Annotated in this window: 12 protein-coding genes; 6 read left to right on the top strand and 6 right to left on the bottom strand. The window is 57.5% G+C overall.

Going from position 1 to position 12,024, the window contains the following annotated elements; all coding sequences use genetic code 11:
- The first annotated feature begins 293 nt into the window (after positions 1-293).
- A complete protein-coding gene (locus tag HFP54_RS13930) occupies positions 294-3,710 on the top strand; it encodes a PAS domain-containing hybrid sensor histidine kinase/response regulator (protein WP_168565577.1) in 3,417 nt (1,138 codons plus the stop codon).
- 81 nt (positions 3,711-3,791) lie between these two features.
- Here HFP54_RS13930 and HFP54_RS13935 read toward each other — a convergent pair whose 3' ends face one another.
- Positions 3,792-4,136 (bottom strand): Hpt domain-containing protein, encoded by a 345-nt coding sequence (locus HFP54_RS13935; protein WP_168565578.1) that lies wholly within the window; start codon positions 4,134-4,136, stop codon positions 3,792-3,794.
- Between HFP54_RS13935 and HFP54_RS13940 the strand changes: the two genes are divergently transcribed.
- The 4 genes from HFP54_RS13940 to HFP54_RS13955 all read left to right on the top strand — a co-directional run bounded on the left by HFP54_RS13940 (position 4,122) and on the right by HFP54_RS13955 (position 8,475).
- The gene (locus HFP54_RS13940; RefSeq protein WP_168565579.1) at positions 4,122-4,511 is read left to right on the top strand and encodes a hypothetical protein; all 390 of its coding nucleotides are present in this window, start codon (positions 4,122-4,124) and stop codon (positions 4,509-4,511) included. The two genes, HFP54_RS13935 and HFP54_RS13940, sit on opposite strands and share 15 nt — an antisense overlap.
- Before the next feature lie 167 nt (positions 4,512-4,678).
- Positions 4,679-6,058, top strand: a complete 1,380-nt coding sequence (locus HFP54_RS13945) for a deoxyribodipyrimidine photo-lyase (RefSeq protein WP_168565580.1) — start codon at positions 4,679-4,681, stop codon at positions 6,056-6,058.
- A 176-nt stretch (positions 6,059-6,234) separates the two neighbouring features.
- Complete coding sequence (locus HFP54_RS13950) at positions 6,235-6,462, top strand: hypothetical protein (protein WP_168565581.1); 228 nt, start codon at positions 6,235-6,237, stop codon at positions 6,460-6,462.
- 534 nt (positions 6,463-6,996) lie between these two features.
- Positions 6,997-8,475, top strand: a complete 1,479-nt coding sequence (locus tag HFP54_RS13955) for a sigma-54-dependent transcriptional regulator (protein ID WP_168565582.1) — start codon at positions 6,997-6,999, stop codon at positions 8,473-8,475.
- 239 nt (positions 8,476-8,714) lie between these two features.
- Here the strand turns inward: HFP54_RS13955 and HFP54_RS13960 are convergent, their stop codons facing one another.
- From HFP54_RS13960 to HFP54_RS13980, 5 genes are read right to left on the bottom strand one after another with little or no spacing between them, the layout of a single operon-like run.
- Positions 8,715-8,960 (bottom strand): hypothetical protein, encoded by a 246-nt coding sequence (locus tag HFP54_RS13960; protein WP_168565583.1) that lies wholly within the window; start codon positions 8,958-8,960, stop codon positions 8,715-8,717.
- 2 nt (positions 8,961-8,962) lie between these two features.
- Complete coding sequence (locus tag HFP54_RS13965) at positions 8,963-9,526, bottom strand: phage holin family protein (RefSeq protein ID WP_168565584.1); 564 nt, start codon at positions 9,524-9,526, stop codon at positions 8,963-8,965.
- A gap of 4 nt (positions 9,527-9,530) precedes the next feature.
- Complete coding sequence (locus HFP54_RS13970; protein ID WP_168565585.1) at positions 9,531-9,791, bottom strand: hypothetical protein; 261 nt, start codon at positions 9,789-9,791, stop codon at positions 9,531-9,533.
- Positions 9,792-9,801: 10 nt separating this feature from the next.
- Positions 9,802-10,218 (bottom strand): hypothetical protein, encoded by a 417-nt coding sequence (locus HFP54_RS13975; RefSeq protein WP_168565586.1) that lies wholly within the window; start codon positions 10,216-10,218, stop codon positions 9,802-9,804.
- A 22-nt stretch (positions 10,219-10,240) separates the two neighbouring features.
- Positions 10,241-10,675 (bottom strand): CsbD family protein, encoded by a 435-nt coding sequence (locus HFP54_RS13980; protein ID WP_145298166.1) that lies wholly within the window; start codon positions 10,673-10,675, stop codon positions 10,241-10,243.
- Positions 10,676-11,199: 524 nt separating this feature from the next.
- Here HFP54_RS13980 and HFP54_RS13985 point away from each other — a divergent pair.
- A complete protein-coding gene (locus HFP54_RS13985) occupies positions 11,200-11,709 on the top strand; it encodes a TIGR03067 domain-containing protein (protein ID WP_168565587.1) in 510 nt (169 codons plus the stop codon).
- The last annotated feature ends 315 nt before the right edge of the window (positions 11,710-12,024 follow it).

Below are 12,024 nucleotides of genomic sequence, written 5' to 3' on the forward strand. Positions count from 1 at the left end.
GTGCCAAAATCGTTCCGGGTATCACCCGATCGCTTGCAATGTTTGGAAACCCGTCATCCGCGGGCTTCCGCAGACGCGGTGGTCGGCGAATGACCAAAGCCGCCGGCGAAGACTGGCCGGCAATCGGCCAGGTTGGTGCGTGACGGGTCGACGGTCGATGGCTTCGGGCACGTCCAGGCGTCATCCTGTTGACTGTGAACCGCTTGTAATCGCAGCCCAATCGTTAAGAATCCTGGCAGTCCGATTTCGGACACGCCGTGTTTGGTTGGATCGTTTCGCCTGTGGCAAATTTCATGACCGACGATACGTCACCATCGGGCTGGAATCCGACGCCGGAGATCGCTTCATTGCTGGTCACCATCGGATGTTCCGGCGATGCGGCGTCGGATCAATGGTTGGTTTCGTTGCTGGAAGAAATTGTCGACCGGTCGGCGATGCGTTTCGTGGTGTACCGGGCCGATGGCGGTGATACGACGTCGGTCTTCGAGGCGACGCAACGGCTGATCGGCGACGACGCCATCTTGTTGGATTCGACACGCAACATCGGGCCGGGGCAGGTCGCGTTTTGTCCGGCGGGTCGGGTTCCCCGAATGAGGCAGGCCGGTTGTGTCGAATGGATCGAAACGGATGGTGCGACCGACGGACTTTGGGGAACCTTTCTTGCATCGGTCGCCGCAGTGGCCGGACCGTCGGCGGCGGGAATTGTGTTGCGTTCAGGAGACGTCGAACCAGGGTCGGTGGATCCGGCATCGGACGCATCGATCGGCGAAGGCTTGGACGCGATTCGCAAGGTCGGCGGTTGGGCGGTGCGTCTGACATGCCCACGATGTGTCGCACCCAACACGCCGGCAGAGCAGGGCGACGACGATCCCTTTCGACCGAATCACCCGTCCAGCGTGGCGATGGAACTGTCGCGGTTGCTGAAATCCTGTTTGGCGACCAATCCGACCGACGCATCGTTGTTGAAATGGGTCAGCAATCTGGATCGATTCAATCAAGCGGTATTGGAAACCAGTCCGGACGGGATCAAAGTGCTGGATACGCAGGGACGCTTGCTGCAGATCAATCGGGCCGGCTTGCAGCACATGGAGCTGGATGACTTCGCACCGCTGCGGGGCGAATACTGGTGGTCACTGTGGCCGGATGCGACGCGCAGTTTGGTCAAACGCAGCATTCGACAAGCCGAAAAGGATGGAGTGGCCCGTTTCCAAGCGCAACGTCCAACGGCCAAAGGCACCATGCGTTGGTGGGATGTGGTCGTGTCACCGGTCTACGACAGCGACCAGAACGTCACGCGATACGTGGCGGTGTCACGCGATGTCACCAAGCAGCGTCAACAGACCGCCGAACTGTTGGACCGCGAAAAACATCTTCGACGAGTGATCGATCACGTCGTCGGCTTTGTCGGCGTGTTGGATTTGGACGGGACGCTGACCGAAGCCAACCAGCCGGCCATCACCGCCGGTGGTGTTGGCCGCGAAGACGTGATCGGCAAAAAGTTCTGGGACTGTTACTGGTGGAATTACGACCCGTCGGTGGCCGAGCGATTGGAACAAGACATCCGGCGTGTCCAATCCGGCGAAACCGTTCGCTATGACGCGATGGTTCGGATGGCGGGAGACACCCGCATGATGATTGATTTTCAATTGATGCCGGTGACCGACGACAGCGGCAACCTGATCAACATCGTTGCCTCCGGTGTCGATATTTCGGATCGCTATCTGGTCGAAAAAGCGATCCGAGCGGCCAATGCGAAATGGAGTGCTTTGTTTGATCAAAGTCCGGCGTTCATTGGCGTGTTGAACTTGGACGGCACGTTGTCGGAAGTGAACCATACGGCGCTGCAGCCGTGGGGTTTGAAACGCGATGACATGGTCGGACACTTGTTTTGGGAAACGCCGTGGTGGAAAGGGATGTCCAAGAGCCGCCAGTTTTTACGAGACAACTTCAGCGCTGTGTTGGAGGGACACAGTTTCCATCGCGATCTGAGTTACCGCGGCCCCGACGGCAGCCGAAAGATCGTCGACATCTGGTACGTTCCGGCGCGAAACGACGACGGCGAGATCATGTTTGTGATCGCCCATGGCCGTGACGTTACCCAGCAACGACGCAACGAACGGTCGATCAAACTGAACGAACAGCGTTTGCGAGACGCATCGCGATTGGCCGGATTTGGCACACTGCACGCCGATGTCGAATCGGGCATGCAGTTCTTTTCCGACGAACTGAAATCGCTGTTGAAGTATCCGCCGGATGCAAACCTTGACGGGCCGTTGGGAACGATTCCCGAATGGGTCCATCCCGAAGATCTGGACATGATTCAGGATCATTTTCAGAACGAGATCTTGCGAGCGGAGGATCACACGTCGTCGATCGAACATCGTGTCGTCTGTTACGACGGTGAAGTCCGCATGGTCCGGCTGCAGACCCGCACGATTTGCGGCGACGATGATCGGTCCGGCCGGCGACCGGTTCAAATCATCGGAACGTTGCTGGATATCACCGATCAACGGCGGTACGAGTCGGAATTGCGGGCGGCGCGGATCGATGCCGAATCCGCCAACCAAGCCAAAAGTGCATTCTTGGCGAACATGTCGCACGAAATCCGAACACCCATGACGGCGATCTTGGGGTATGCCGACTTGGTCGCAGAGAATGTTAGCGACGATGAGACGTCGGATTACATCCAAACGATTCGCCGCAACGGCAATTATCTGCTGGACTTGATCAACGATATTTTGGATCTATCGAAAATCGAGGCCGACAAGTTCGAAGTCCAGCAGGAAGTCTTTGATCCCGCTCGAGTCGTCGAGGACGTTCGCAGCATCATGGAGGTTCGTGCGGCAGAGAAAGGCTTGTCATTGCAGGTCGACTATGACGGTCGCATCCCACAACAGATCTACAGCGATCCGAAACGTTTGCGGCAGATCTTGATCAACTTGGTCGGCAACGCGATCAAATTCACCCGAACCGGCGACGTCCGTTTGGTCGTGGCACATGAACAACAGCATGGCGACGATGCCATGCGGTTTGAGGTCCATGACTCTGGAATTGGTATTCCGACCGAACAGTTGGGAAAGCTGTTTCAACCATTTTCGCAGGGGGATGCGTCGGTCACACGTCGTTTCGGTGGCACCGGGTTGGGGCTGGCGATCAGTCGTCGCTTGGCCGAATCACTGGGCGGCGACATTGTCGTCGACAGTGAAGTGGAGCACGGCAGCACTTTCACCGTCCGGATCGACCCGGGCGACTTGACCGATGTGGAAATGGTTCAGCCCGGACCGCTGGTGGATATTCCGCCGTCGGAAGACGATTCGGCCCCGGTGTCGCTGGATTGCCACATCTTGGTGACCGATGACCGTCGCGACATCCGCTTTCTAAGTCGACGAATCTTGGTCGACGCGGGAGCGACGGTGACCGAAGCCGAAGACGGCCAGGTGGCTCTGGACAAGGTCGTTGAATCAATCGAACAGGGAAGGCCGTTCGACGTCATTCTGTTGGACATGCAAATGCCCAACCTGGACGGTTATCAAGCCGCGGTGCGGCTTCGCGAGCTTGGGTTCGCGGGGCCGATCGTGGCTTTGACTGCGGATGCCATGCAGGGCGACATGAAGCGGTGCTTGGAATGCGGATGCAACGACTATCTGGCCAAACCGATCAACGCCCAGAATTTATTGCGGCTGGTCGCCCGATTGACTCGGCCCGTGTAATGGGGCCGGCCCAACCGATATTGGCAACAAGCGGTGATTCGCCAGCGTCGCCGAGTTAGGCAAGTTGTACAGCCGCGGCGTTCAGCCGGAGATGCTGTGGATCTCTTTCAGCAGTGACTGCAATTGCGGCTTTGCCTTGGTGAACAACACACTGGCTTCGTTGGGGTCCTCCCGCCGTGCCGCATCAATGATTGGTTGCAGCAATGTCGTCGGATGCCCGGTTTCGAATCCGCTCAGGGTTCCCTTCAGCGAATGGCCGCTGCGCGAGGCTTGTTCCATGTCCTGGTGTGAAATCGCCTGATCCAACTGCTGCAACAACGGCTGGCCATCCTCGTAAGCGATCGCAGCAAGTTCACACAAGATTTCTTCGTCATCGCCGACTCGAACCAGTGCGTCGGAAAATCGTTTTCGTTGCGTCTCGTTCAACCTGAAACCCTGCGTGGTGATGAAAAGTTTTTCTTCGTCGATCGTTGGGGATGGCAAACTAATCGGCCGGTGCGGTTCGTCAAAGTCCAGGAGCTTAGCGTGACGCCACCGCGCAAGGCGATGTCATGGCGCGATGTCATGGAATTGCACAACGGGCACCCCGAATTGACTGCCGGAGGGTTCTTGAGAGGCAATTTTCGTGCCACAGCGTCGGTTCCGTCGGGAACGCACCGTCTGGAACGCAACCGTTCGACGGGATCGAGTCTGGATCGCGACTTTCAGGTGTCTGTAAATGCACCGATCTGGACGCTGGTCGGTCAGGGCTGGGCGTACAAACGTTGCCCACTTATACGGATGATCAAGTCAGACGAATAGCCAAACCATCAGCGGCGCGGTCTTTGCGACCCCAGGTGCGTTCGCAGAGCCGCCCCGCGGTTTTCCGCGGTGCGTGTCTCAATTCATAGCGACGTCGACGCCGCAACGCTGCCCCAGACAAGCCGAAACAACACCGCTTCGTTCATCCGTTGCCCCCAGCCTGCATCATGACCAGCCGACTGATCCCCGAATCGCGAACCCGACGCCTGAACGACCTCGACCCCGTCGACGGCAAGTACGTCTTGTATTGGATGCGGCACAGCCAACGCAGCGAACAAAACCACGCTTTGGAATTCGCGGTCCGCCGCGCGAACGATCTGGGAAAGCCGCTTCTGGTGGGCGTCGGCATCGGTGACGACCCGTCGGTAAGGACCGAGCGACAGATGCGTTTCCAGCTGGAGGGATTGCACGAAACCGCCGGCGCGCTTCAGCGACGAAACATTGCGATGGTCGTCCGCAGGGAAAGTCCGATCGATGTGGCGATGAAGTTGGCGGGCGATGCTTGTGAAGTCGTTTGCGACCGTGGATACCTACGTCATGACCGGCGCTGGGTGGACAGGTTCCAACGCGAAGCCAACCGACCGGTTTGGCAGATCGAATCGAATGTGATCGTCCCGGTTGAAATGGCGTCAGACGATCGTGAGTACGCGGCACGAACCATCCGCTCGCAGCTACAAGAGGCGGCGGAGAAAACGTTGAATGAATTGGCGACCACGCCGGTCGACAACACGGCCGATGGTCTGTCGGTCAACGGGATCGATCTGGATGATCTGGACAACTGCGTCCAATCACTGGACTTGGATCACACGGTCGCCAAGTGTGACGAGTTCGACGGCGGAACATCGCAAGCCAGGTCGCGATTGAATGCGTTCTTAAGCGATTCGTTGGACGAATACCGTGACGACGTCTCGGTGATCCAGCCACATTGTTCGATGTTGAGCCCCTATTTGCACTTTGGACAGATCAGCCCGCTCAAGGTGGCTTTGGAAGTCAGGCAGGCCGGCGCGAACCGAGAAAGCACGGCGGATTTCATCGAGGAACTGTTGGTACGGCGTGAACTGGCGATCAACTTCGTTTACTTCGATTCCGATTATGACGGTCTGGACTGTTTGCCCGATTGGGCCCGCAAAACGCTGGAGAAACACGAATCCGACCCGCGACCGGATCACTACACCGCGTCGGAATTGGAAGACGGCCAGACGGACGATCCGGTTTGGAATGCCGCGATGACGGAGATGCGGTGTCGCGGATACCTGCACAACCATTTGCGGATGTACTGGGGCAAGCGAATTTTGGGCTGGACGAACACCATTCAACACGCGTATCGCGTCACTCTGGATTTGAACAACAAGTACTTCTACGACGGAAACGATCCCAATTCCTATGCCAACGTCGCATGGGTCTTCGGTAATCACGATCGTGCGTTCGGCGAACGAGACGTGTTCGGAAAAGTGCGGACGATGTCGGCCAGCGGGCTGGACCGAAAGATCGACACGGACGCCTATGTGCGATCGATCGCAGAACGTTTCGCGGCATCCAAGGCATAATTCCCGCACACTGGCACGGTGGTTGCTTTTTCATTGGTTATGTCGCGGAACCACACCTAACGGTGGGAAAAGCGGCCCGTCGTATCACGATGGCTACGCAACGGTCTCAATTTGAAAAACCGAAGCGTTCAAAACCGATCCCATTCATCGAAAAACCGATCTCAAGGAATACGAAAATGCTTGCCAACGAACTGATGGTTCAAACCAATCACGGAATCACGTTTCCGGTCGTCGGTGTTGCCGATTTGAATCGCAAAACGGAGCCCCCATGCGGTTGCACGAAACAACCCGATGCACCGGAGATTCAACGGCAAACCAAGCGGGCCGCCACCGTGGCCAATACGCCGGACGGTGCTCAGGTCGGTGATCTGGCGACCGGCGACGCCACCCCCCGCAATCGCTGAACCGCAACGGCGATAGTGCGGCTTGGTCGTTCCCACCGACGGCCTGCTGTGAACGGATAGCTCTTTCGGAATCATCGACCGGCCGCGGCCCCGCTGGCCTTTCCCGTAGTTGGAAGCAGGTGATTCCGGCGGTGCGGGGTATTCCGAGTGTGCTGGTGATGCCGAGACTGCAAATTGTCGGCGACTGTCGCCGCGATCGCCGTCGGGCGGTTGATCGCATGCATTCGGCCAAGCGAACGCCGCAGCCCGCGAAGCGACGTTGAATCTCGCGAAACATCCAGGTTGCCGGATGATGAACCAAGTTCAGACGTCGCCCTGAACATATGACCCGTTTCTGCCCATTCTGGGCACTCACGCCGCGTCTCTCTACGACGCTGGCACGCCACTTGCGTCCGTCGATTGGACTCCGGTCAGTCATGCTGATCGACAAACGGTCCAGACAACCAGTATTCTCTTGTGACGCAAAGCTCTATGACCTCCGGACTCGCCTCCACCGAAACTCAGTCGGCCCCACAATCGAAGTGGTGCAAACCTATGCCCAATCTGTTGGTGATCGATGACGATCGCACCATTTTGACTTTCGCCGAACGATGTTTGGCGCCGATCGCCGATGTGACGACCGCATCGAGTGCCGAAGCGGGATTGCAGGAACTGCGGAACGGCGATTTCGACGCGGTTTTGTTGGATATTCAGCTGCCAGATCAGAATGGTTTGGCCGTCTATTGTGAAATCCGTGAACACGATCGCCGGATCCCCGTGATCTTCATGACGATCGAAGCGGCCAGCGGCACCGCCATCGAAGCGATGCAGCTGGGGGCGTTCGACTACATTGCCAAACCGCTGAGCGCCGAACCGCTGCGTGATCTGGTCGAACGCGCGATCGAGCAGCGTCAGATCAGTAGCGTTCCGGTGGCGATTTCCGCCGATGAGAGCGATGAGCAATCAAACGGCGAGCTTTTCATCGGTCGATCTCCGGCCATGCTGAGCGTTTTCAAGTCGATCGGCAAAGTCAGCAAACAGAACGTTCCGATCCTGGTCCGCGGCGAAAGTGGCACGGGGAAGGAATTGGTTGCACGGGCCCTTTATCAGTACAGCCATCGCAGCGACGAAACCTTCCTGGCGGTCAACTGCGCCGCGCTTCCCGACAATTTGCTCGAAAGCGAGTTGTTCGGCCACGAAAAAGGCGCCTTCACCGGCGCAGAATCGCGGCGGATCGGTAAGTTCGAACAGTGCAACGGCGGCACGTTGTTCCTGGACGAAATCGGCGACATGGCGCCTTCGGTGCAGGCCAAGGTTTTGCGCGTGCTGCAAGAACAACGTTTCGAAAGGGTCGGCGGCAACAAAGAACTGACGACCGATGTGCGGATCATCGCCGCGACAAATCGGCCGTTGGAACAGATGGTCGATGATGGTGATTACCGCGAAGACCTGTTGTACCGGCTTAACGGCGTCACAATAGAATTGCCGCCCCTGCGTGAACGCTTAAGCGATGTCCCGGCGCTGATTCACTTCTTTTTGGTCCAAGCCAAGCAGGAGTTCAACAAGCCCGACTTGGAAGGCCTTTCGCCCGAGGCCGTCGATCTGCTGACCCAGTACCAGTGGCCGGGAAATGTTCGACAGCTTCGTGCCGTGATTCGACGCGCGGTGCTGGACGCCGTCATGCCGGTGATCACCGCCGAAGGATTCCCCAGTGAAATCCGTCGCGTCGCTTCGCCGGAAGGCCAATCATCCGCAACGGATCAAGGCGGCGGCGATGCAGGTTCGACACTGCAACCAGGGCGTGCTTTGCCCGATTTGGTTTCGCGACTGTTGAAGGAAAAGTCCACCAGTCTGTACAGCGAAGCGATGGAGTACATGGAACGCTTCGTCATCGCCGAAGTGCTGCGGCACACCGATGGGAATCAAAGTCAGGCGGCGGAGATCCTGGGCATCACCCGTGGAAAGCTTCGCGATCGAATCAATTCGTACAACATCACACTGAAAGCAGACGTTCAAGTCGATGCGGTTGATTGAGCCAAGACTTGGTTGGATGGTTTGGGACGGTTGCTGTTCCGGTTTCTGGCCGAAGCGTCTAGAGGCCGGCCGGTACCACGCACATTGAATGTGCGAATTCTTGGGCCGGCATCTTTGCCGGCTGGCCGTTGATCACGCAAAAAAAAGAGCTGCATGGATCTCATGCAGCTCAATGTCTTTGCCAAGGTCAACGGTCGCGTTCAGATAAAGCGACCGTTGAACAAGGTCTGATGGTCGGATCAGGGTTTGATTTTCCAGCCGACCACGACTCCGAACGCGAACGCCCAACATGCGGCGACGTCCGGATGATCTTTGGCGTAAGATTTTGCCAAGCTGAAAAGATCTTGTGCCGGCTCCTTCACGTAATGATCGGCTGCGCGTGAACCGTAGGTCGCTGCGGTGTTTGCGGCTTTCTGCATGGTTTCACGAGCTTGCTCGGTTGCCTGGCCCGTTTCCGGATGATTGGTGGTGGTGCTGTTATCCATGATTATCTCCTGTGCAATGGCGTGGTGGTGGTCGGATCGACCGGGAATGGTTCGTCGCCGGGTGTGGGCGACGTGGTGGTGACGTACGACGAATCAACGTCGTGGTACCGCGGATCAAAATCCGTGGGCGGTTCTTTGTGTCTTGGGAAAGACTCGTCGCGAAAGACGTTGCGTGGCGAGCTTTCCGGTGCAACCAAAGTGGCTTTCAACCAGCGGAAGTTCTCCGCCATTTCCGACTGAGATTGGCCCAAGGCTTCACCAACTTTTCCGACGGCGGATGCCGCCAGTGCTAGCAGCCCGCCGACGATCGCGAACATCAGTACGGACACGATCAGCAATGAAGCTCCCGTGGAGAGTCCCGATAGCTCGTGCAGCACAAAACCCAGTGCCATGATGAACACGGTCAGGGTTGCGCCGCCGAGTGCCAGCGCGGTGATCGACAATGCGGCGGCTTTCGTTGCTTTTCGCTGTGCCGCCTGGGCGTCCACGCTGAATAGCTGGATCTGTAGTTCGAACAAATCCAGAATGTCGCGCAAGACACGTCGGATGGGTGTTGTTTTCGTCATCGGATCACTTCAGCTTTCGTTTGACGATCCACCCCATCGTCGCCCCAACGGTTGCCGCCGCGATTACGGCGGCGACACTATGGCGACCGATCAGGTTGCGAACACGTTGATTGACTGATGGTCCCGAAACGTCCGAAGGGTCGCCCCGCATTGGGGCTGTGGACGGACGCGACGCGACGGTATGTCCGGTCGATGGCGAACTCGTTTGGCGACGGCCGTCATCGTAATAGTCCGGCCGGCCGTTGTTTCTTGGTGGTGCAATCATGGTTGTTGGATCACTTTCGGTTGCCCCCGGACGATCGTCCTAGGAAGGCGGACTCCAGTTGGCTGGCGGCGAATCGTGTCGCCTGACGCATTGCGATCGCGCCGATTGCCCCGGCCAAACCGCCCAGAATGCTCTTCTTGGGAACAGGCGGACTGTCCGATGGCGACGCGCGGTGATGTCGGGCGGCAGCGACGTGATGCGTCCCTGGTGAGGAAGCGTCTTTTCGCCGAGGCACCAAGGCGTACGCGACCGCGGCAGTCGTCGCTAACGTCAGCACGGGGAACCTGCGGACGTAGTACCGCCAATCGGTAAGCTGTTGGACTTGGTGCCGGGCGTTGTCGACGTCGTAGGGCAATTCGGTCCGAATTTCCCTCATCCGTCTCTTGATCGCTTCGGCCTGTTTTTCGGTGGCGAGCGTTTTGGTCATGATCAGTCGTCGTCTTACAATTTCACCGGCGCTTGTTCATGAAGAACAGCGCACCTGCGGCCAGTCCCAGTCCGAATGCCACTGCCAACGCTTCGCCCGGACGCGACCGCACCGAATCGGCGACCTTGGCCGAGTAATCGACGCTTTGGTCAGAAACACGTCGGTAGCCGTCACGCAGGTAGGCGGCGGCGTCGTCGGCGATTTGCTGAGCGGTTTCGCCGTATTGCTTGGCCGCGTCACCGACCTGTTGCGAGACCGATCCGCCGGACATCAAGCGGTCCAAAAAGTTTTCAACTTCACGCTGGGTGGCGCCCGTTTTTTGCTGGACCATGCCGACCAGTTGTTCGGTCGAACCCTTGGCACGTTGCAAGTCGTCCTCGGTCAACTGGCCCCAATGCTCACGCAATTCGCCTTTCACTTCGTTCCAGCGACCCAATAGTTCTTCTCGTTTAATCATCTTTTCAATCCTTCATTGCTCGTAGGCTTATCTCGTATCAATCTCGACGATCACGTCACTGCGTCATCGCCGGTTACACGACGGATCAAATGCATTGGCCGTACCAAACCGTCAACGGAGCGGTCCGGATTCGGTCATCTGTGGAACGGTTGACCATCGCGAAAGAGAACGAAATCGACTGCGATTTACCGGGTGAAACCGATTTCGTTGGGGGCCGATGTGAAGGCCGGAATCTCGGCACCGCGAATTTACCGGCGGAGGCATGATCCGGCGGCAAGCGCGCATTGCGGCTGACGGGTGACCCTTCAACCTGTTGGCAAACCGATCAACGTCATACCCGATAGAGATGGCCGTGGCGTCAGGTTCCGTATCGGTCCGCGAATTGCAATCTCCGAATCAGCAAGTCGACACGCTTTGCATTTCGTTGCTGGGACAACACCCCTGGTGACAAATGTTCTTCACGACTTCGCGATCGCTCTGTTGCCGATCGACACAACTTTCCCTCACCAGAATCGAATCGAAACATGAAAGACCTATTGGAAATCGGCGTGATTGTCGCCGGCCTGACATTGACCGCGTTCACTCCTTTGGCCGCCAAAGAGCCGACGAAGGATTGGTCGAAAACCCTGTCGGGAGTCTGGGACATCAAGGAAGGCGTCACGATGGGACGCCCAATGACCGAGCAAGAGAAAGACGGGGCGACGATCGTCGTCGATAAGGACGCGATCGTTACCTACGATGCGGATAAGAACGAACTGTATCGGGCCAAGTATTCGATTGATGCATCCGAACAACCCATGCAGATCAACATGGTCACGGACATGAAAGGGCAAGAGCGCTCGATCGCTTTGGGCATCCTGAAGATGAACGGCGACGATCGTTGGTCGTTGGCTTATGCACTGCCGGGAAACGACCGGCCCACCAAATTTCAATCGCCAGAGGGCAGCAAAGTGATGTACTTTAAGTTGCGTCGTGATGAATCAAAGCAAGGGCTGACCCCGTCGGTCGATGGTGCCGGGCAACTGTCTGATTAATCCATCCTCTCATGACGACTGATTCGAATGAGCCCGATGCGATCGCGGATTGCATCGGGCGTTTTCGTTGGGCCGCGGCGGTGATTGCGCGGCGTCATGTTGCGTTTCTTTGCCGAACGAAGGGCAATCGAACCGAATGGGAAGATTCTGTTCCATTCACCAGAGTGACCGGAAACGGGTGTGTACAGTCGTGAAGGTGCAGAATGCACCAAGTTGGTTGTCGGGAGATCACCGACTGCAGAATGCCACTGGGAAGTGAACGATCCACACAGGCCGATGATCAGATCCACTGAATTTTGCGCAAATGGTTCTGCC

It is taken from the genome of Crateriforma spongiae (genome assembly GCF_012290005.1).
Lineage (GTDB): Bacteria > Planctomycetota > Planctomycetia > Pirellulales > Pirellulaceae > Crateriforma > Crateriforma spongiae.